The 20043-nt window shown below is 73.9% G+C and carries 22 protein-coding genes; 12 read left to right on the top strand and 10 right to left on the bottom strand.

Features of this window, described 5'->3' with window-relative positions; translation table 11 throughout:
* Position 1 precedes the first annotated feature (1 nt).
* From HOQ23_RS10185 to zwf, 3 genes are read left to right on the top strand one after another with little or no spacing between them, the layout of a single operon-like run.
* Positions 2–577, top strand: coding sequence for an aminodeoxychorismate/anthranilate synthase component II (locus HOQ23_RS10185; RefSeq protein ID WP_172214333.1), 576 nt, complete (start codon positions 2–4; stop codon positions 575–577).
* A complete protein-coding gene (locus tag HOQ23_RS10180) occupies positions 574–1893 on the top strand; it encodes an anthranilate synthase component I family protein (protein WP_172214331.1) in 1320 nt (439 codons plus the stop codon). The genes HOQ23_RS10185 and HOQ23_RS10180 overlap by 4 nt, the downstream gene beginning before the upstream one ends.
* A 27-nt stretch (positions 1894–1920) precedes the next feature.
* Positions 1921–3360, top strand: coding sequence for a glucose-6-phosphate dehydrogenase (zwf, locus tag HOQ23_RS10175; RefSeq protein ID WP_172214329.1), 1440 nt, complete (start codon positions 1921–1923; stop codon positions 3358–3360).
* Between the two features lie 27 nt (positions 3361–3387).
* On the opposite strand, the gene HOQ23_RS10170 is transcribed toward zwf, so the two are convergent.
* The 8 genes from HOQ23_RS10170 to HOQ23_RS10135 all read right to left on the bottom strand — a co-directional run bounded on the left by HOQ23_RS10170 (position 3388) and on the right by HOQ23_RS10135 (position 9713).
* Positions 3388–4290: an acyl-CoA thioesterase domain-containing protein gene (locus HOQ23_RS10170; protein WP_172214327.1), complete on the bottom strand. Its 903-nt coding sequence runs from the start codon at positions 4288–4290 to the stop codon at positions 3388–3390.
* Positions 4291–4294: 4 nt separating this feature from the next.
* Positions 4295–4891 carry a hypothetical protein gene (locus tag HOQ23_RS10165; protein ID WP_172214325.1) on the bottom strand — a complete coding sequence of 199 codons (597 nt, stop codon included), beginning with the start codon at positions 4889–4891 and terminating at the stop codon, positions 4295–4297.
* Positions 4888–6375, bottom strand: coding sequence for a HAMP domain-containing sensor histidine kinase (locus HOQ23_RS10160; RefSeq protein WP_172214323.1), 1488 nt, complete (start codon positions 6373–6375; stop codon positions 4888–4890). Before HOQ23_RS10160 ends, HOQ23_RS10165 begins: the two co-directional genes overlap by 4 nt.
* Positions 6372–7067: a response regulator transcription factor gene (locus HOQ23_RS10155; RefSeq protein ID WP_172214321.1), complete on the bottom strand. Its 696-nt coding sequence runs from the start codon at positions 7065–7067 to the stop codon at positions 6372–6374. The genes HOQ23_RS10160 and HOQ23_RS10155 overlap by 4 nt, the downstream gene beginning before the upstream one ends.
* Positions 7068–7169: 102 nt before the next feature.
* Positions 7170–8042 carry a fructosamine kinase family protein gene (locus HOQ23_RS10150; protein WP_172214319.1) on the bottom strand — a complete coding sequence of 291 codons (873 nt, stop codon included), beginning with the start codon at positions 8040–8042 and terminating at the stop codon, positions 7170–7172.
* A complete protein-coding gene (locus HOQ23_RS10145; RefSeq protein WP_172214317.1) occupies positions 8039–8578 on the bottom strand; it encodes a low molecular weight protein-tyrosine-phosphatase in 540 nt (179 codons plus the stop codon). The genes HOQ23_RS10150 and HOQ23_RS10145 overlap by 4 nt, the downstream gene beginning before the upstream one ends.
* A complete protein-coding gene (locus HOQ23_RS10140) occupies positions 8571–8963 on the bottom strand; it encodes a phage holin family protein (RefSeq protein WP_172214315.1) in 393 nt (130 codons plus the stop codon). The genes HOQ23_RS10145 and HOQ23_RS10140 overlap by 8 nt, the downstream gene beginning before the upstream one ends.
* Before the next feature lie 39 nt (positions 8964–9002).
* Positions 9003–9713, bottom strand: a complete 711-nt coding sequence (locus HOQ23_RS10135) for a GntR family transcriptional regulator (protein ID WP_172214313.1) — start codon at positions 9711–9713, stop codon at positions 9003–9005.
* Positions 9714–9757: 44 nt separating this feature from the next.
* Here HOQ23_RS10135 and HOQ23_RS10130 point away from each other — a divergent pair, with 44 nt between their 5' ends.
* Both HOQ23_RS10130 and hisC read left to right on the top strand, forming a co-directional pair.
* On the top strand, positions 9758–10336 hold the full coding sequence (locus HOQ23_RS10130; RefSeq protein ID WP_172214311.1) for a VanZ family protein: 579 nt from the start codon (positions 9758–9760) through the stop codon (positions 10334–10336).
* 9 nt (positions 10337–10345) lie between these two features.
* A complete protein-coding gene (gene hisC, locus HOQ23_RS10125) occupies positions 10346–11458 on the top strand; it encodes a histidinol-phosphate transaminase (RefSeq protein WP_367650443.1) in 1113 nt (370 codons plus the stop codon).
* 17 nt (positions 11459–11475) lie between these two features.
* Here hisC and HOQ23_RS10120 read toward each other — a convergent pair whose 3' ends face one another.
* Entirely contained in the window at positions 11476–12369 is an 894-nt protein-coding gene (locus HOQ23_RS10120; RefSeq protein WP_367650442.1) for a M15 family metallopeptidase, read from the bottom strand.
* 85 nt (positions 12370–12454) lie between these two features.
* Here HOQ23_RS10120 and HOQ23_RS10115 point away from each other — a divergent pair, with 85 nt between their 5' ends.
* The 5 genes from HOQ23_RS10115 (at position 12455) to HOQ23_RS10095 (ending at position 17180) form a co-directional block, all read left to right on the top strand.
* Entirely contained in the window at positions 12455–13450 is a 996-nt protein-coding gene (locus HOQ23_RS10115) for a glutathione S-transferase family protein (protein WP_172214309.1), read from the top strand.
* 9 nt (positions 13451–13459) lie between these two features.
* Positions 13460–14398: a cation diffusion facilitator family transporter gene (locus HOQ23_RS10110; RefSeq protein ID WP_172214307.1), complete on the top strand. Its 939-nt coding sequence runs from the start codon at positions 13460–13462 to the stop codon at positions 14396–14398.
* Between the two features lie 125 nt (positions 14399–14523).
* The gene (locus tag HOQ23_RS10105; RefSeq protein WP_172214305.1) at positions 14524–15087 is read left to right on the top strand and encodes a dihydrofolate reductase family protein; all 564 of its coding nucleotides are present in this window, start codon (positions 14524–14526) and stop codon (positions 15085–15087) included.
* 83 nt (positions 15088–15170) lie between these two features.
* The gene (locus tag HOQ23_RS10100; protein ID WP_172214303.1) at positions 15171–16472 is read left to right on the top strand and encodes an HNH endonuclease signature motif containing protein; all 1302 of its coding nucleotides are present in this window, start codon (positions 15171–15173) and stop codon (positions 16470–16472) included.
* A 237-nt stretch (positions 16473–16709) separates the two neighbouring features.
* Positions 16710–17180 carry a hypothetical protein gene (locus tag HOQ23_RS10095; RefSeq protein WP_216654014.1) on the top strand — a complete coding sequence of 157 codons (471 nt, stop codon included), beginning with the start codon at positions 16710–16712 and terminating at the stop codon, positions 17178–17180.
* Positions 17181–17192: 12 nt separating this feature from the next.
* Here the strand turns inward: HOQ23_RS10095 and HOQ23_RS10090 are convergent, their stop codons facing one another.
* Complete coding sequence (locus tag HOQ23_RS10090; protein WP_172214301.1) at positions 17193–17645, bottom strand: SRPBCC family protein; 453 nt, start codon at positions 17643–17645, stop codon at positions 17193–17195.
* 252 nt (positions 17646–17897) lie between these two features.
* On the opposite strand from HOQ23_RS10090, the gene pdhA reads away from it, so the two are divergent.
* Positions 17898–19061, top strand: coding sequence for a pyruvate dehydrogenase (acetyl-transferring) E1 component subunit alpha (pdhA, locus tag HOQ23_RS10085; RefSeq protein ID WP_172214299.1), 1164 nt, complete (start codon positions 17898–17900; stop codon positions 19059–19061).
* Positions 19058–20038 carry an alpha-ketoacid dehydrogenase subunit beta gene (locus HOQ23_RS10080; RefSeq protein ID WP_172214297.1) on the top strand — a complete coding sequence of 327 codons (981 nt, stop codon included), beginning with the start codon at positions 19058–19060 and terminating at the stop codon, positions 20036–20038. The genes pdhA and HOQ23_RS10080 overlap by 4 nt, the downstream gene beginning before the upstream one ends.
* Positions 20039–20043 lie beyond the last annotated feature (5 nt).

The raw sequence follows: 20043 nt of genomic DNA, 5'->3' as shown, positions 1-20043 counted from the left end.
CGTGGCCGGAGCGGACGTCGTGGTCGTGGACCACCACGACTCCTACACCTGGAACCTCGCCCACCTGGTGGCCTCGGTGACCGGCGTGCTGCCGCGGGTGGTCCAGCACGACGAGGTCGACGCCGAGGACGTGCTCGCCCACTCCCACGTGGTGCTCTCGCCGGGCCCCGGCACCCCGGACTCCCCGCGCGACTTCGCCGTCGGCCGGGCCGTCCTGGCCGCCGCGACCCGCCCGGTGCTGGGCGTCTGCCTCGGCATGCAGGGCCTGGTCACGACGTACGGCGGCCGGGCCGGTCGGGTCACCCCCGGCCACGGCGTCCTGGCGCGCGTCGAGCACGACGGGACCGGGCTGTTCGCCGGCCTGCCGCAGGGCTTCGCGGCGGTGCGCTACCACTCGCTGGCCGCCCTGGAGGTCCCCGACTGCCTGCGCGTGACCGCCACGGACGCGGAGTCCGGGCTGGTGATGGGCGTGGAGCACCGCTCACTGCCGCTCACCGGGGTCCAGTTCCACCCCGAGTCGGTGCTCTCCGAGCACGGCGCGGACCTGGTCGCGAACTTCCTGGTGGCCGCCCGATGAGCGACGCTGCGGACCTCAGGGAGCCCAGGGACCTCAGGGACCCCGCGGACTGGTTCCCCGCGCTGGCCGCGCGGCACCGCCGCTGCTTCTGGCTCGACGGCGCCGGCGGTCGGGACTGGTCGGGACGCCGCTCCCTGGTCGGGTGGCTGGCCGACGACGACGTCTCGCTGAGCTACGACGCCGCGGCCGGCGAGGTCACCCGGCACGCCGGCGGCCGCACGCAGGTGGTCGGCACCGACCCCTTCGCGGTGCTGGCCGACGAGCTCGCCGCGGGCGACCCGGGTGCGCAGTGGTTCGGCTACTTCGGGTACGCCGCGCGTCCCGACCTCCCCGCCCACCCCTCGCGCCGCGACGGCACCGGGCTGCCGGACGCGGTGTGGATGCGCCCCTCGCAGCTGCAGGTGCTGCCCCCGGCGCCCGCAGCCCCGTCCGCCGAGGCGACGCCGACCGCCCAGGCCGCCGGGACCGCCGAGCGCCCTGACGTCCCCGCGTCCTACCGGACCGCCTTCGCGCGCGTCCAGGAGCACCTGCACGCCGGCAACACCTACGAGGTCAACCTGACCCACCGGCTCGCGGCGCACAGCCGCCTCGACCCCGCGACGGCGTACCTGCGGCTGCGCGCGGCCAACCCCGCGCCGTACGCCGGCTTCGTGCAGCACGACGTGTCCGGCGCCGAGGCGTGGCTGCTCAGCTCCAGCCCCGAGCGGTACGCCGCGGTGGACGCCGACCGCACCGTGGAGGCCCGCCCGATCAAGGGCACCACCCCGCGCGGCGCGACGCCGCACGAGGACGAGCGGCGCCGCGCCGAGCTGGCCACCCACCCGCGCTTCCGTGCCGAGAACCTGATGGTCCTGGACCTGCTGCGCAACGACCTGGCGATGGTCTGCGAGCCCGGGACGGTCCAGGTGCCGCGCCTGATGGAGGTCGAGTCGTACGCCGCGGTCCACCAGCTGGTCTCGACGGTGCGCGGCCGGCTGCGCCCGGAGGTCTCCACCCTCGCGGCGCTGCGCGCGCTCTTCCCGGCCGGGTCGATGACCGGGGCGCCCAAGCTGCGCACCATGGAGGTGATCGCGGAGGTGGAGGCGACCCCGCGCGGCGCCTACGCCGGGGCGTTCGGGCGCATCGGCGCGGACGGCACCGCCGACCTGGGTGTGGTGATCCGCTCGCTGACGACCACCGGCGACGGGTCCTGGCAGGTCGGCACCGGCGGCGGGGTGACCGTGCACTCCGACGTCGCGGGCGAGCACGCCGAGGCGGGCTGGAAGGCCGTCCGGGTGCTCCAGGCCCTCGCCGAGGAGCCCGCCCCCACCGGCTGACTCCACCGCCTGACTACGCTCGGTGACATGGAACGGCCCGTGGTGATCGTCCTGTTCGGCGCGACCGGCGACCTGGCGCGCCGCAAGCTGCTGCCCGGTCTGCTCAGGCTGCACGAGGCCGGGCTGATCTCCGACGCCCGGATCGTCGGCACCTCGCTGGAGGAGCTCGACGACGAGCAGTTCGTGAAGTTCGCCCACGAGGCGTGCGAGGAGTTCGCGAAGGGCGGCCTGACCGAGGAGCACTGGGCCCGGTTCGCCCCGCTGCTGAGCTACGTGCCGACCGGCGACGGCCCGCAGGCGCTGGCCGCGGCCGTCGCGGAGGCGGAGAGCGCGTTCCCCGCGGAGCCGTTCGTCGGGCGCCTGCACTACCTCTCGGTGCCGCCGAAGGCTGCGCTGGACGTCGTGCACATGCTCGACGAGGCCGGCCTCGTCGAGCGCTCGCGGATCATCATGGAGAAGCCCTTCGGCACCGACCTGCCCTCCGCGCAGCGGCTCAACGCGCGCCTGCACGAGGTCTTCGAGGAGCGCCAGATCTTCCGCATCGACCACTTCCTCGGCAAGGAGGCGGCCCAGAACATCCTGGCCTTCCGCTTCGCCAACGGGCTCTTCGAGCCGATCTGGAACCGCAACTTCATCGACCACGTGCAGATCGACGTCCCCGAGACCCTGGGCCTCGAGGGCCGCACCCGCTTCTACGAGTCGACCGGCGCCTACCGCGACATGGTGGTCACCCACCTGATGCAGGTCCTGGCGTTCATGGCGATGGAGCCGCCGACGTCGCTGGAGCCGGAGCCGATCAGCAACGAGAAGCTCAAGGTGTTCCGCTCGATGCGCCCCATCGAGCCCAGCAACGTCGTGCGCGGTCAGTACGTCGGCTACCGCGGCAAGGAGGACGTCTCCGACTACTCCGACACCGAGACCTTCATCGCGCTCAAGGTCGAGATCGACAACTGGCGCTGGGCCGGGGTGCCGTTCTACCTGCGCACCGGCAAGAAGCTCGCGGAGGGCGCGCGCATCATCTCCATCGCCTTCAAGGAGCCGCCGCTGTCGATGTTCCCGACGGGTTCCAAGGCCGGCACCCAGGGGCCCGACCACCTGACCTTCGACCTCGCCGACCAGTCGCGGATGTCGCTGTCCTTCTACGGCAAGCGCCCCGGGCCCGGGATGACGCTGGAGAAGGTCTCGATGCAGTTCGCGACCCACGAGACGCTCGGCTCGGACTCGGTGCTGGAGGCCTACGAGCGGCTCATCCACGACGCGATCCGCGGCGACCACACGCTCTTCACCACCGCCGCCGGCATCGAGACCCTGTGGGAGAAGTCGATCCCGTTGCTGGAGAACCCGCCGCCGGTGCGCGCCTACCCGCCGGGCAGCTGGGGCCCCAACGCCATCCACCAGCTGATCAACCCGCACGCCTGGCGGCTGCCGTTCGAGCGTGGCTGGCGCGAGACCCGCGACCTCTCCTGACCCGCGGGTCGCTTCTCAAGCGCTCCCTCAGGCGCCGGGCGACGTACGCCGGGTGCCGTCGTCGGCGTACTCGACCCGGGCGAAGTCGACGACCCGCTTGGCGTTGGCCAGGGCGCTGACCACGACGGTGCCGAGGCGCCCGCTGCGGTCGAAGACGGCGGCCGTGCCGACGGCGATGCCGCCGTCCTCGCGGCGGTCGGTGGCGGCCAGGCCGATGGAGACGCCGTCGGGCTCACGGGCCAGCACCAAGGTGATGTCGGTGTTGATGTGCTCGACGCCGAGGCTGCCCCAGTTGGTGACCAGGCTGGCGCCGTCGGCCAGCGAGGCGACCGCCTGGAACGGGGTCGGCGCCTCGCCCACCACGACCGAGGGTCCGGTGCTCCACGACTGCTTGCGCGAGGCGTTCTGGTGCTGGGTGAAGTCCTGGGACCAGCCGACGTCGTCGCTGTGGATGAACGGCACGTGCGCCTCGGTCGTGACCGGGGCGATCTCGAGCGGCGGGGGGACCAGGTCCGACTCGGCGCCGGAGCCCGGGGACCAGGTCTCGCCCGCGGTGCTGCCGGTGGCGCGCAGGAACAGCCCGCTGGCCCGGGCCACGGCGACGTCGTCCTGCAGGTAGGTCGCGTCCACCAGGCACAGCCGGTTGCCCTCGCGCACGACCTCGGTGCGCACCACGCACGGGTCCGTCGTCGCGGGACGGAAGAGGTCCACGGTGTAGCGCGCCGGGCGCAGGTCGGCGCGGCCCAGCTCGGCCACCCGATGCTCCAGCGCCCGTGCCATCGCACCGCTGACCGCCACGCCGTGCAGGTGGTTCTCGCCCCACATGCTGGCGGCGAGGTCGGTGGCGAGCAGCTCGCCGGTGGCCTCGTCGAGGCGGTAGTAGCCCGGGCCGGTCGGGGAGTCTGGGGAGCTGGTGGAGGCGGCGGTCATGTGCTCATGGTGCCTGCAGCTCGGCTGCCCTCGCGCTGGCGTTCGACAGCTGGGTCATCGCGGTCGTGGCCCCCTCGACCACCGCGTCCCGGTCGTACGGCGCGGTGTCGGCCACGTTGACCACGTGGATCAGGGTGCCGTTCTGCACGAAGCCGGTCGCGGCGACGCCGGTCTTGTCGGCGGCCACGACCACGCGGGCGGCGTCGGCGCCGGGGATGCGGGGCGCGGTGACGTCGCCGTCCTCGGGGGCGCCCATGGTCTCCCAGGCGGCGTCCAGGCCGTCGGGGAAGACCATGTAGTTGGCGTCGAGCACCGCGCTGCCCTCCTTCGGCGGCACGAGGGCGCAGCGGGGCGCGTCCTCGGTGCCGCGATCGACCTTCAGCCCGGTGCCGAGCACGGCCTCGAGCCGGCCGACCCGGAGCCCGTCACACGGGTTCCAGGCCTCGGGGCGCTCCGAGGCCTCCTCGGAGGTGTCCGCGCCGCCGTGGGCCGCTGTGGCGTCCGGGGCGGTCTCGGCAGCCGGCTCCTCCTCGGAGCAGGCGCTCAGCACCCCCAGGGAGGCGACGAGGAGGGCGGCGGTGGCGAGCGAGCGACGGCTCAACGGAGGTTCTCCTGGGTGGTGCGGGTGGGCGGGACGTCCGGCCCCGAGGACGAAGCGGCGGGCGGGGCCGGCGGTGGCGTGGGCGGCGGGGGCGTGGGGTTCCCGGGCAGGGACAGGAGCAGGCGGGCGCCGCCGGCGGGGGACCGGTCCGCGGCGACCGACCCGGAGTGGCGACCGGCGACCTGGCGCACGATCGAGAGGCCCAGGCCGGAGCCGGGCATCGAGCGGGACTCCTCGGAGCGGTAGAACCGGTCGAAGACGTGCGGCATGTCGACCTCGTCGATGCCGGGACCCTCGTCGTCGACGGTCAGGGTGCCGCGCTCCAGGGTGATCCGCACGGTGCCGTCCGGCGGGCTCCACTTCGCGGCGTTGTCGAGCAGGTTGGTGACCGCGCGCTCCAGGCCGGCGGCCTCGCCCACGACGTACCAGGGATCGGCGTGGACCTCGAAGACCACGCCCGGGGCGCGGCGGCGCACGCGGGCGATCGCGTGGTCGAGGATCTCGGAGAGGTCGACGGTCTCCACGACGTGCTGGAGCGGCTCGTCGCGGGCCAGCTCGACCAGGTCGCCGATGAGGGTGGTCAGCTCCTCCATCTGGGCGCGCAGGTCGTCGAGCACCTCGGCGCGCGCGCCCGGCGGCAGCGTGGCGCCGGCGGCGTCGGCCTGGGCGAGCAGGTCGATGTTGGTGCGCATCGAGGTCAGCGGGGTGCGCAGCTCGTGGCCGGCGTCGGCGACGAGCTGGCGCTGCAGGTCGCGGGAGGCGGAGACCGCGCGCAGCAGCTGGTTGAACGCCGTGGCCAGCCGGGCGACCTCGTCGGCGCCCTCGACCGGGATCGGGGTGAGGTCCTCGGTGCGGGCGATCCGTTCCACGCGTGAGGTCAGGACGCGCACTGGTCGCAGGCCGTTGATGGCCACCATCCACCCGGCCATGCTCGCCGCGATCACGCCGGCCACGCCGAAGAGCAGCATCACCACCCCGAGCCGGGACAGCACCTGCTGCTGGGAATCCAGGGACTGGGCGAGCACCAGCGCGACGCCGTCGCCGTAGTTGACCGCCACCATCCGGTAGGCCTCCCCGTCGGCGCGGACGGTGCGGATGCTGGTGCTCTCCTCGCCGCGGGCGACCGCGATCTCCGGCTCGGCGGGGCGCAGGCCCGTCTCGTCGAGGATCTTGGGGTTGGTGTCGCCGGCGGAGTTGACCAGCGCGATGCGCACGTCGGTGGCGACCAGCGCCCAGGCCGGCACCTCCTCGCCGGAGGTGAAGGTGAGAGTCGGCGCGGAGGCGGTGCTGCGGGCCCGCTCGACCAGCGACTGGTCGAGGGTGGACTGCATCTGCATGCGCACGGTGACGTAGGCGCCGAGCGCCACGAAGGCGACGGCGAGCCCGACGGCGATCGTGGTGAGCAGGGTGACGCGGCTGGCCAGGGAGCGGCGATAGTGCCAGCGGCGGTCCTCGCGGGGCAGGGTCTGGTCCGGTGCGCTCATGCTTCCTTCAGCACGTAGCCGACCCCGCGCACGGTGTGCAGCAGGCGGGGCTCGCCGGCGGCCTCGGTCTTGCGGCGCAGGTAGCCGACGTAGACCTCGAGGGAGTTCGCGGTGGTCGGGAAGTCGTAGCCCCAGACCTCCTCGAGGATGAAGCTGCGCTCGAGCACCCGGCGCGGACGGCGCAGGAACATCTCCAGCAGCGTGAACTCGGTGCGGGTCAGCTCGATCAGCCGGTCGCCGCGGCGAACCTCGCGGGCGCCGACGTCCATGGTCAGGTCGGCGAAGGAGAGCACCTCCTCGGCGTCCTCCTGCACGACCGCGCGGCGCAGCAGCGCGCGCAGCCGGGCGAGCAGCTCGGGCAGCGCGAAGGGCTTGGTGAGGTAGTCGTCGGCGCCGGCGTCCAGCCCGGCCACCCGGTCACCGACGGCGTCGCGGGCGGTCAGCACCAGGATCGGTACGTCGTGGCCGGCGGCGCGCAGCGCGCGGGTGGTCTCCAGGCCGTCCAGGCGCGGCATCATCACGTCCATCACCACGACGTCAGGGGCGGCGGCGCCGATCTGGGCGAGCGCCTCCGCGCCGTCGGCGGCGAGGCGGACGTCGTAGCCGTTGAACTCCAGCGAGCGGCGCAGCGACTCGCGCACCGCCTTGTCGTCGTCGACGACGAGGACACGGGGCGGGGTCGGGGCGCTCACGCGTCCATGCTGCCAGCCCAGGCTGAGCCGCGTCTGAGAGGCAGGCCGGCGCCGCCCGGCCGCGTGCGTCAAAGGGTGGTGCGGAGGCGGACCGCAGGTGGGTCAGGAGTAGGACGCGGCGGCCTGGGCGGCGCGGGCGCCGTAGCCGCTGCCGAACAGGCAGGCGTGCACCAGCAGCGGGAAGATCTGGTGCACCGCGACCCGGTCGCGCCACCCGTCGGCCAGCGGGTGCACCTCCTGGTAGGCCTCCAGCACCCGGGCGAGGTTCGGGAGCCCGAAGAGCGCCAGCATCGCCAGGTCGGCCTCGCGGTGCCCGCCGTACGCCGCGGGGTCGACGACGCTCACCCGGCCGTCGGCGCCCCACAGCACGTTGCCGTTCCACAGGTCGCCGTGCAGGCGCGAGGGCGGCTCCTCGGGCAGCAGGCGGGGCAACCGGCCGACCAGGCCCTCGATCAGCTCGGCCTCGCTGGCGGTGACGGCGGCGCGGTCGCGCGCCACCTTGAGGTAGGGCAGCACCCGGCGTACGGCGTAGAACTCCGCCCAGGTCGGGGCCGGGCGCTGGGGCAGCGGCAGCCGGCCGATGAACCCCTCCTCGCCCGACCCGGGCGGGGCGCCGTACGCCGGTGCGCCGGCGTCGTGGGTGGTGGCCAGGGCGCGCCCGAACGCGGCGGCGGCGTCGACGCTGCCGCGTCCCGGCTCGACCCAGCGCAGCACCAGGCACTCCTCGTCGACCGCGAGCACGTCGGGGACCGGCACGCCGCCGTCGACCTCCCCGAGCCAGCGCAGCCCGCGGGCCTCGGTCGGGAAGAACCCGGCCGGGGCGTGCGGGAGGGTCTTGACCAGCGCGGTCGTGCCGTCGCTGAGGCGCAGCTTGGTCGCGGTGCAGACCTCGCCCCCCGCGACCGGCGCCGTGGCGACGACAGCCGCGCCGAGGAGCTTCTCGGCGTGGCGGGCGACCCGGGGCTGGCGGGTCATGACGTGGGCGGGTCCGGGGTCGGGTCGAGCGTCTGGGGCAGGGCCGCGAGGATCGCGGCCGACGTGCGCTCCACCATCGCGAGCACCTCCTCGAAGCCGTCGTCCCCACCGTAGTAGGGGTCCGGTACCTCGCCGCCGGGTTCGACCGGGTCGAGGTCGCGGAACAGCCGGACCCGCTCGCTGCGCCCGCCGAGGGCGGCCAGGTTGTCGTGGTCCATCGCCAGCACCAGGTCGCTGCGTCCGCGCCAGTCCTCGTCCCATTGCCGGGCCCGGTGCCGGGAGGGGTCCAGGCCGACGGCGCGCAGCGTGGCCGCCGCCCGGCGGTCCATCGGCTCGCCGACGTGCCAGCCGCCGGTGCCGCAGCTCCTCACCTCGACCCGGTCGGCGAGGCCGGCCTCCGCGACCCGGGCGCTGAGCACCACGTCGGCCATCGGCGAGCGGCAGATGTTGCCCAGGCACACCAGCGCGAGCGTGTAGCGGCCCGGCACCCGCGGCGCCGGCAGTGCCGGGGAGGGGTCGGGACCGGGCTCAGTCATCGACGCCGATCAGCCCGTCGACGATCCAGGTGACGACCGTGATGACGATCGCCCCGCCGACCGCGGGCCAGAAGCCGTCGACCTCGAAGCCGAGGTCGAAGTGGTGGGCGACCCACCCGGTCAGCATCAGCAGCGCGGCGTTGATGACCAGCAGGAAGATCCCGAGGGTGAGGATGATCAGCGGGAACGAGAGCAGCTGGAGCACCGGCTTCACGAACGAGGTGATCACGCCGAGGATCAGCGCCACCCCGATCACCGGGAGCAGCTTGTCCTCCAGCTCGGCGCGGCCCGAGGTGGGACCGGCGAAGCTGATCCCGTTGATCAGCCAGGCGGCGGCGGCCACGGCGAGGACGTTGGTGACCAGCCAGGTCAGGAAGCGTGTCATGGCCTGATTGTGGCAGTACGCCGCCGGGGCCGGGGCCGGTCAGGAGCCGCCGGCGACGGGCGGGCCGGGCTCGAGGGCCAGCGCGGTGATGATCTCGTCCGCGGCGCCGGCCAGGTGCCCGCGGAGGAAGTCGTGGGCGGCGTCCAGGTCGCCGGACTCCAGCAGCAGCACCAGCTGGGTGTGGTTGTCGGCCTCGTCGTGGGCGTTGCGCCGCAGCCGGTCGACCTGGGCCAGCGCGACCTTGAGCTCGGTGACCAGCTGCTCGGCCATGTGCACCAGCCGCGGGCTGCCGGTGAGGGCGACCAGGGAGAGGTGGAAGGCGAGGTGCTGCTCGTTGAGCTCCTGGTAGGTGCCGCCCGCGTGCACCGACGCGGTGTAGGCCTCCAAGGTGGTGCGGACCTGGCGGCGCAGCGCGTCCGTGGCCTGCGGCCAGGCCAGAGCGCCGGCCCCCTCCAGCACCCAGCGGGCCGCGCAGATGTCGCGGACCGACGCGGCCTGCGGCGTCGCGACGCTGACGCCGCGGTGCGGCTCGCGGGTGGCCAGGCCCTCCGAGACCAGCACCGTGAGCGCCTCGCGCACCGTCGGGCGCGAGACCCCCAGGGAGGCGGCGAGGGCGACCTCGCGCAGCGGGGTGCCCGACTCCAGCTCCCCGTCGAAGACCGCACGCCGCAGCTCCTGGGCCGCCCGGTCCACGGCCGTCGCGTGCTCGAGGCGCAGCGCCCCGGCGGGGACTGCGGCCGGTTCGGACATGGGGCCATTCTTGCCCACCGGGCTCGCCCACTACCGTCTCCGCCATGTTCCCGGTCGGTGGGATCGAGGTGATGCTCCTCGGCGTCGTGCTCTCGGGGGTGCTCTGCCTGGGGGTGGCGGCGCTGCTGCGGCGCCGGACCGGGGGGCTCTGGGCGGGTGCGGTCGCGGGACTGCTGTGGTCGCTGGCGGTCATCGCGTGCGTGACCCTGCTGCCCGCCGACGCGGCGCCGGGGATCGTGCCGGCCGAGACCCGCAGCGACACCTGCTCGTGGGACGTGGGCGGCCCGGCCCCGGACGGGTTCTGGATCTTCTCCGGCGGCCAGCGGCTGCTCAACACCCTCGTCTTCGTCCCCGCCGGGGCGCTGCTGGTGCTGGCGCTGGCCCGGTGGCCGCGCCTGATGGTGCTCACCGTCCCGGTCGGGCTGGTCGCCCTCGGCGCCTACTCGGTCGCCATCGAGATCACCCAGCTCGAGCTCGCTCGCCTGGACCGGGCCTGCGACGCGACCGACATGGTGGACAACTCCACCGGCGCACTGCTCGGCGGCGTCCTCGGGCTCGGGCTGGCGCTCGTCCTGCGGCCGTGGCGGGCCGGTCGCGCGCGGAGTGACGCCGCTCACACCTAGGCTGGGCGCGTGACGTCCCCCCAGGCCGGATCCGCCCCGCACCCACCACCCCCGCTGCCCCGCCCTCGCGCCTCGCTCGCCGACATCCCGGCGTACGTCGCGGGCCGGCCGCCGACGCTGCGTCCCGGCCTGACGGCGTACAAGCTGTCCTCCAACGAGAACCCCTACCCGCCGCTGCCCGGCGTGCTGGAGGCCGCCCACGAGGCGGTGGGGCAGATGAACCGCTATCCCGACATGGGTGCGGTCGCGCTGCACGCCGCGATCGCCGGGCACGTCGGCGTCCCGGTCGAGCAGGTCACGGTCGGCACCGGCTCGGTGGCGCTGATCTACGGGATCGTCCAGGCCTTCTGCGAGCCGGGCGACGAGGTGGTGATGGCCTGGCGCTCCTTCGAGGCCTACCCGATCGCGGCCGCCGCGTGCGGGGCGACGGCGGTGCGGGTGCCGCTGCTGCCCGACGCCCGCCACGACCTGGCCGCGATGGCCGCCGCGATCACCGACCGCACCCGCGTGGTGCTGGTCTGCACGCCCAACAACCCCACGGGTCCCGCGGTCACCCAGGCCGAGCTCGACGCCTTCCTCGCCGCGGTGCCGCCGCACGTGCTGGTCGTCGTCGACGAGGCCTACATCGAGTTCGTGCGGATGGCCGACCCGGTGGACGGGATCGCGACCCTCCGCCGGCACCCGCAGGTGGTCCTCACCCGGACCTTCTCCAAGGCCTACGGCCTGGCCGGCCTGCGGGTCGGGTACGCCGTGGCGGCCGCGCCGCTGGCTGCCGCGCTGCGCGCGGTGTCGCTGCCGTTCGGGGTCCCGCATGTCGCCCAGGTCGCCGCGATCGCCTCGCTGGGTCGCCGCGAGGACCTGCTCGAGCGCGTGGAGGTGCTCCTCGCCGAGCGCACCCGCGTCGTGGCCGGGCTGCGCGACCGCGGCTGGGACGTGCCCGACGCCCAGGGCAACTTCGTCTGGTTCGACCTGGCCGAGCGCACCGCCGCCTTCGCCGAGCACGCCGAGGGGCTGGGCATCACGGTGCGCCCGTTCGCCGGCGAGGGGGTCCGGGCGACGGTGGCGGAGCCGGCGGGCAACGACCGGCTGCTCGAGCTGGCGGCGACGCTGCGGCCCCGCTGAGGTCCCGGTGAGGCGGCTCAGCGCCCGGTCGCGCTGAAGTGCTGGTAGTCCTTCAGCGAGCTCCACGCCCCGCCCCAGCCCCAGCCGATCCGGGCGAACGCCGCCACGACGGGGCCGTCGGCGGTGATCATCCCCGGGCGCACCGGCGTGCGGCGCGCGTAGGACGTCGCGAGCTCGGGCAGCACGAGGTCGCCGCGCACGTAGGGGTTCTGGAACGGGTTGATGTCGATCGCGCGCCCCGACGCGTGCTCGGAGTACGACGACCCGCCGGTGATCGGGCGGCACACGAAGGCGCCGGTGTCGTTGCCGTCGCCGGTCGGGGTGGCGTCCTGGTCGGCGCGGGTGGCGATGCGCATCCGCTCCATCGGGAAGTCGGCGCGCCACAGGTCGCGGAACACCTGGACCAGGTCGTCGGCGTCGGCCCGGTTGACCAGCAGCTCGCCGGTGTGGCGGCCGGCGTCGAAGCCGCGGAAGGTCACCCGCACCCAGGCCAGGTCGTCGGCCGCCACCGGGCACCCGGGGCGCCAGGTGGAGCGGGCGAGCACCCGCTCGGGGGCCGGTGCGACGACGCGGGAGGCGTAGCCGCGCCCGGGCAGCATCGGCACCGGGTCGGGCAGGTTGAACGCACGCCGGCGCAGCTCGCGGGGCGTCGTGCGGGCCGCGGCGTACCCGTCGGGCCCGGTGGGCAGCTCGCGGGTGCCGAGCCAGGCCGGCGGGGTGGTGCCGGGGCGCGGCGACGGGGTCGGGGAGGACGTCCGGGACGGGCTCGGGGTGCCGGCGTCGGAGCCCGGGGCGGAGGGCGTGGGCGTCCGCGTGGGCGCGTCGGCGCCCGGGTCCTCCTCGCTGCAGCCCGCCAGGGCCATGACGAGCAGGGTCGCGGCGGCGAGGGTGCTGCGGAGGGAGCGGGGCACGGGACCGACGCTACGCCGGGCCGCGTCGTACCCCGCGGCGACGCTCGTCCCGCCGGATTGTTGAGCGTTCACCTATCATGGGGTCATGGGAGCCGATCAGACCGCGACGTACGTCGAGAAGGGCAAGGCCTTCGACCGGGACATGAGCTACATCCCCGATCGGATCCTCGCCGGTGAGCGGCCGGCCGACCCGCTCGAGGGCGCGTACGGCGGGCGCGCGGACGTGCCGGTGTGGCCGGTCGAGCCGGGGCGCTACCGGCTGATCGCGGCCAAGGCGTGCCCGTGGGCCAACCGCACGCTGATCGTGCGCCACCTGCTCGGGCTCGAGGACGTGCTGAGCGTCGGGCTGCCCGGGCCGACGCACGACCAGCGCAGCTGGACCTTCGACCTCGACCCCGGCGGCCGCGACCCGGTGCTGGGCATCGAGCGGCTCCAGGAGGCCTACTTCGCGCGTTACCCCGACTATCCCAAGGGCATCACGGTGCCCGCGATCGTGGAGATCGAGAGCGGCAAGGTCGTCACCAACGACTTCCCGTGGATCACCCACGACCTGTTCTTCGAGTGGCGCGAGCACCACCGCCCCGACGCCCCCGACCTGTGGCCCGCCGACCTGCGCGAGGAGATGGAGCAGGTCATGAAGCGGGTGTTCACCGAGGTGAACAACGGCGTCTACCGCTGCGGCTTCGCCGGCTCGCAGGAGGCGTACGACGCGGCGTACGAGCGGCTGTGGGAGGCGATGGACTGGCTCGAGGAGCGGCTCGCCACCCGCCGCTACCTGATGGGCTCGACGATCACCGAGGCCGACGTGCGGCTGTTCACGACGCTGGCGCGCTTCGACGCGGTCTACCACGGCCACTTCAAGTGCAACCGCCAGAAGCTGACCGAGATGCCGCACCTGTGGGGCTACGCCCGCGACCTGTTCCAGACGCCCGGGTTCGGCGAGACGATCGACTTCGACCAGATCAAGGCGCACTACTACGTCGTGCACACCGACGTGAACCCCTCCGGGATCATCCCCGGCGGGCCGGACCCGTCGGTCTGGCAGGAGCCGCACGGACGCGAGGATGTCGGCGCGTCCTAGCCTGAGGGCATGGGGCACAGTCACGGCCACGGGGGACACGGCCACGGCGGGCACGCCGCCGGACGGGCGGCCGATCGCCGGCGGCTCAAGATCGTCCTGGGGGTCACGGCCTCCGTGATGGTGCTGGAGGTCGTCGGCGGCCTGCTCACCGGCTCGCTGGCCCTGCTGGCCGACGCCGGGCACATGGCGACCGACGCCGGCGGGGTGGTGCTGGCGCTCGGGGCGTCGTACCTCGCGTCCCGTCCGGGCGGGCCGCGCTCGACGTTCGGCTACCACCGCGCGGAGATCCTCGCCGCCGCGCTGAATGGCCTGGTGCTGCTCGGCGTCTGTGCGTACGTCGCGTGGGCCGGCATCAGCCGGCTCGGCGACCCGACCCCGGTCGACGCGGTGCCGATGGTGGCGGTGGCGCTGGTCGGCCTGGTCGCCAACGTGGTGTCGCTGGGCGTGCTCAACCGCTCCGACACCGGCTCGCTCAACATGCGCGGCGCCATCAGCGAGGTCTTCGCCGACCTGGTCGGCTCGCTGCTCGCCGTCGTCGCCGGCGTGGTGATCTGGACGACCGGCTGGGAGCGCGCGGACGCCGTGGCCTCGCTGGTGATCGCGGCACTGATCCTGCCCCGGGCGCTGCTGCTGATCCGCGACGCCGGTGTCGTCCTGCTGGAGATCGCCCCGGAGAGCCTGGACCTCGCGGCGGTGCGCGAGCACCTGCTCGGCGTGCCCGGGGTCGTGGACGTCCACGACCTGCACGCCTGGACCATCACCAGCGGCATCCCGAGCCTCTCGGCCCACGTCACCGTCACCGACGCCTGCCTCGCCGAGCGCGGCGTCGGCGCCACCCTCGACGAGCTCAGCGCCTGCGTCGCCGCCCACTTCGACGTCCAGCACGCGACCTTCCAGGTCGAGCCGGTCAGCCACCGCGCCCACGAGGACCTCGGCGAGGCCCACTGACCGCTCCGCTGCTCCAGCCGGTCGAGACCGGCGGGGCGCGCGTGCTGCCGCCGGCCGATGAGTCCGCGACCCCCGAGCCGTCGGTACGCGTGAGACCCACCGACAGCGGGAGCGAGGCGGACACCGTGCGGAAGCTGACCTATGCGATGAACGTGTCCCTGGACGGCTACATCGCCGCCCCCGGCGACGACATCGGCTGGAGCGTGCCCAGCCCCGAGCTGCACCAGTGGTTCAACGACCGCACCCGCGAGGTCGACCTCTCGCTGTACGGCCGCCGGCTGTGGGAGCTGATGAGTGCCCACTGGCCCACCGCCGACCAGCAGCCGGACGCGACGCCCGAGGAGGTCGAGTACGCCCGCCTGTGGCAGAAGACGCCGAAGGTGGTGTTCTCCACGACGTTGAAGGAGGTCCACGGCAACGCGCGCCTGGTCACCGGCGACGCCGTCGCCGAGATCAGGCGGCTGAAGGCCGAGGACGGTGCCCCGATGGAGATCGCCGGCGCCAGCCTCGCGGGCACGGCGATGCGCGCGGGCCTGGTCGACGACTACCAGGTGGTCACCCACCCGGTGCTGCTCGGCGGCGGTACGCCGTTCTTCAGCGCGCTGGACTCGTGGGTGAACCTGCGCCACGTGGGCACGCGGAGCCTGCCGGAGGGCGTGAGCGTGGCCCACTACGAGACCCGGCGCTGAGCCGGAGCGTCAGGAGGCGCGCTGCGGCGGAGGAGGCTGTGAAACACCCTTGCTGTCGAACACATGTTCGAGTAGGATGAGGCATGGCCTCCCCCGAACTCCCCGATTGCGACACCCCAGCCGCCGTGCTGGCGTTCGCGCAGGAGCAGCGGGCTGCGGTGCAGCGGGGCGAGGTGCTGATCCTGGAGGCCGCTTTGGTGTGGGCGGCGATGCACCCCGAGGAGTCGGTCGCCGACGCGGCACCGACCACCGGGCTGGTCTTCGGCGAGCTCGCGGTGCCGCTGGCCGGCGAGGGGACGCCGTTGGTGGCGGAGTTCGCGCCGATGGAGCTCGGCGCCGCGCTCGGGATGTCGACCGATGCGGCCCGCTCGCTGGTCGGTGACGCGCTGGAGCTCGCGCACCGACTGAAGCGCACCTGGAGGCTGGTCCGTGCCGGCGAGGTGCCGGCCTGGAAGGCCCGCCGGGTCGCGCAGCTGACCACCACCCTCCCCCGCGACGGTGCGGAGTTCGTGGACCGCCAGCTCGCCGCCTTCGTCGGGAAGATCGGCTGGGCCGGGATCGAGCGGCTCGTCGACCAGGCCCGCGTCACCTTCGACCCCGAGGGTGCGGAGAGGCAGCGCCGCGAGGCCGCCGACGGGCGCCGCTTCGACGTCCGCACCCGCGAGGCCACCCACGACGGCACCGTGCACGTCGAGGGCGTCCTCGACCTCGCCGACGCGATCGACCTCGACACCGCGATCCGCCAGGGGGCTGAGGAACTCTCCGCGCTCGGTTCCACCGAGTCGTTGGACGTGCGCCGCTCGATGGCCGCCGGTGAGCTCGCCCGGCGTCAGCTGGCGTTCGACCTGCGCGCCGAAGCGGGTGAGGGTGCCGCGTCCGTGGTGAAGCCCCGGCAGGTCGTCATCCACGTGCACCTCTCGGCGGCCGCGATCTCCCGCGGCGAGGCCGGCATCGCCCACGTGGAGGAGACCCGCAGCATCGTGTCGACCCAGCAGGTCCGTGACTGGTGCAGCGGGGACGCGCAGGTGGTGATCAAGCCGGTGATCGACCTCGAGGCGCACCACCACACCGACGCCTACGCGATCCCGGACCGACTCGCCGACCAGACGCGTCTCGGCCAACCGGTGTGCGCTTTCCCGTGGTGCGAACGCCCGGCGAGGCGCTGCGACACCGACCACGTCATTGCCCACGGTGACGGTGGGCCTACGTGCAGCTGCAACCTGGCCCCGCTCTGCCGCCGACATCACCGGGCGAAGACCCACACGGCCTGGGCCTACGACAAGACCGACGCCGCGACGTACCTCTGGCGATCGCCCCATGGGCTCCACCTCGTGAAGGACCACGGCACCACCCGCCTCGTCACCGCGCACCCGCCCGACGAGTAGATCCACCGCCCCGGACCCCGCCCGCACGCCGCCGGCGGGGCCACGGGCATGTCCGGGGACGTCGCCGCCCGGCTTCTGTCGCGTCGCGGTGCCACTCGGCTCGTCACCGCCGATGGGTCCGACGAGCAGAGCCATCGCCCTGGCCAGCCGGAGATGCGCCGGGGTCGCCACGTCCTGCTCGACCGCCGCCGCAGGCCGAGTGCGAGGGTGTGCCCAGCGCCGAGGGGAGGAGCCGCCGTGGCGACGAGGACGGTGGAGGTCCAGACCGAGGTGCCCGCGTCCGCGGCGGCGGTGTGGGAGCGGGTCGTGCATCCCGACGGCATCAACCACGAGATGCGGCCCTGGCTGACGATGCGCATGCCGCGCCGGGCCGCTGGGCTGAGCGTGGACACGGTCCCGCTGGGTCAGCCCGTCGGGCGCGCCTGGCTCCGGCTCTTCGGTGTCGTGCCGTTCGACTTCGACCACCTGAGGGTGGTCGAGGTCGAGCCGGGGGTCCGCTTCCTCGAGCGCTCCACGATGATGAGCATGCGGCGCTGGGAGCACGAGCGGGTGCTGACGCCGGTCGCCGGGGGCACCCGGGTGCACGACCGGGTCACGCTGCAGCCCCGGCTGCCCGTGCCCGGCCTCGCCGCGGTGCTGGCGCTGGTGGTCGGCGCCTTCTTCCGGCATCGGCACCGTCGCCTGCGGCGCTACTTCGCGCCGCGGTGACGAGCCGCTCGCCTACGCGCGGCGGGCGTCCTGCTCGGCGGCGTCGGAGAGGCGGACGAGCGTCTGCTCGATGCCCCGGCGGTTGCGCTTGGTGAAGCCGAGCAGCTCATACATCTTGGCCTGCACGCCGCTGACGCCGGAGTAGTCGAAGGTCTCGGTGATCCGGGTGCCCTCGCCGTCGGGCTCGAGCTCGTAGCGCCAGATGTGGCCGCCGGGGTGCTGCCAGGCGAGGCGGCGACCCTCCTCGAACTCCACCACGGTGCTGGTGATCTTGTAGGGCACGCCCATGCGCATGTTCATGCCGAACTTCGCGCCCAGGGAGAGGCGCTCGGGGCCGGCGATGGCGTCGCGGACGGTGCCGGATCCGTCCACCCGCGCGTGCTGGCGCGGGTCGGCGACGATGTCGAAGACGACGTCCGCGGGCGCGGTGGTCGTCGTGCTGGCGAGGACGCGTCGAGTGGTCATGGCCGCCAGCCTAGGGAGGCGACCCCCACGAGGGGGGTGAGTTGGCGCGGGGGGTGGGTGGGGCTAGGTTGTGCCGCAACACGATCCTGTGTCCTGGGTCACCCTCGGTCCACCGCCCGAGCCGGCCCGGCGCCACAGGTCTCTGCAGGGTCTCTCAACAGGATCGGTCCTCAGGGCGCCCCACCCCGGCGCCCGGGGCTGGCACATCCGGTCGGCGGTGATCCCGCAGCCCGGTGAAGCGAAGGAGCGCTCATGACACAGCAGTCCGGCGACGGCTTCGGCCCCGACCTCGCCGACGTCTTCGGACCCGCACACTCCGACGGTGGTCCCGAGCTGGTCCAGCTCCTGACCCCCGAGGGCGAGCGGGTGCACCACCCGGAGTTCGACCTCGACTTCTCCGCGGAGGAGCTGCGCGGGTTCTACCGCGACATGGTCCTCACCCGGCGCCTGGACGTGGAGGCCACCGCGCTCCAGCGCCACGGCGAGCTCGGCATCTGGGCCCAGCTGCTCGGCCAGGAGGCCGCGCAGATCGGCGCCGGCCGCGCGCTGCGCCCCCAGGACCACGTCTTCCCGACCTACCGCGAGCACGGCGTCGCCTGGTGCCGCGGCATCGACCCGCTCCAGCTGCTCGGGCTGTTCCGCGGCGTCGACCACGGCAGCTGGGACCCCGAGGAGCGTCACTTCGGCCTCTACACGATCGTGATCGGCGCCCAGTGCCTGCACGCCGTCGGCTACGCGATGGGCATGCAGCGCGACGGCGACGTCGGCACCGGCGACCCGGGCCGCGACGCGGCCGTGCTGGCGCACTTCGGTGACGGCGCCTCCTCCCAGGGCGACGTCAACGAGTCCTTCATCTTCGCGGCGTCCTACAACGCCCCGGTGGTGTTCTTCTGCCAGAACAACCAGTGGGCGATCTCCGAGCCGATCGAGCGGCAGAGCCGGATCCCGCTCTACCAGCGAGCCCTCGGCTTCGGCTTCCCCGGCATCCGCGTCGACGGCAACGACGTGCTCGCGACGTACGCCGTGACCCGGGCGGCGCTCCAGCGCGCCCGCGACGGGCAGGGCCCGACCTTCGTGGAGGCCTACACCTACCGGATGGGCGCGCACACCACGACCGACGACCCGACCCGCTACCGGCTCTCCGACGACGTCGAGCGGTGGAAGCTGCGCGACCCGATCGCGCGCGTCGAGGTCTACCTCAAGCGCAACGGCCTGGTCGACGAGGCGTTCCTCGAGGCGGTCGCCGACGAGGCCGACCAGCTCGGCGCCACGCTGCGTGAGGGCTGCAAGGCGCTGCCGGACCCGGCCCCGCTGAGCATGTTCGAGCACGTGTACGCCGAGATGACCGAGGAGCTCGCCGCCCAGCGCGACGGGTTCGCGGAGTACCTCTCGACCTTCGAGGGGGAGCGGGCATGAGCCAGCGGATCACCCTCGCCAAGGCGCTCAACATGGGCCTGCGCCGGGCGATGGAGGACGACGGCAAGGTCCTGCTGATGGGCGAGGACGTCGGCAAGCTCGGCGGCGTCTTCCGGATCACCGACGGGCTGCAGAAGGACTTCGGAGAGGACCGGGTCATCGACTCCCCGCTGGCCGAGTCCGGCATCGTCGGCACCGCGGTCGGGCTGGCGATGCGCGGCTACCGCCCGGTGGTGGAGATCCAGTTCGACGGGTTCGTCTACCCCGCCTACGACCAGATCGTGTGCCAGGTCGCCAAGATCCACTACCGCAGCCGCGGCCGGGTGAAGATGCCGATGGTCATCCGGATCCCGTACGGCGGCGGCATCGGAGCGGTGGAGCACCACTCCGAGAGCCCGGAGGCGCAGTTCGCGCACACGCCGGGGCTCAAGGTCGTGACCTGCTCGAACCCCGTCGACGGCTACTGGATGATCCAGCAGGCGATCGCCTGCGACGACCCGGTGATCTTCCTGGAGCCCAAGCGGCAGTACCACGCCGACAAGGCCGACCTCGACGAGCAGACCCCGCCCGAGCCGCTCTTCACCTCCCGGATCGTGCGCCCCGGCACCGACGCCACCCTGATCTCCTACGGCCCGATGGTGAAGACCGCGATGAAGGCGGCCGAGGCGGCCGCCACCGAGGGCCGCTCGCTGGAGGTCGTCGACCTGCGCACGCTCTCCCCGCTCGACATGGGCCCGGTGCTGGACTCCGTACGCCGTACCGGCCGGGCGATCGTGGCGCACGAGGCGCACGTCAACCTCGGCATGGGCGCGGAGGTCTCCGCACGGATCACCGAGGAGTGCTTCTACTCCCTGGAGGCCCCGGTGCTGCGGGTGGGCGGGTTCGACACGCCGTACCCCGCCTCGCGCATCGAGGAGGACTTCCTGCCCGACCTGGACCGGGTGCTCGACGCCGTCGACCGCTCGTTCGCCTTCTGACCCGC

Source organism: Nocardioides sp. zg-DK7169 (genome assembly GCF_013155365.1).
Classification (GTDB): Bacteria; Actinomycetota; Actinomycetes; order Propionibacteriales; family Nocardioidaceae; genus Nocardioides.
Note: the sequence above shows the minus strand (reverse complement) of the source record. Positions and strands in the feature narration are given on the sequence as shown.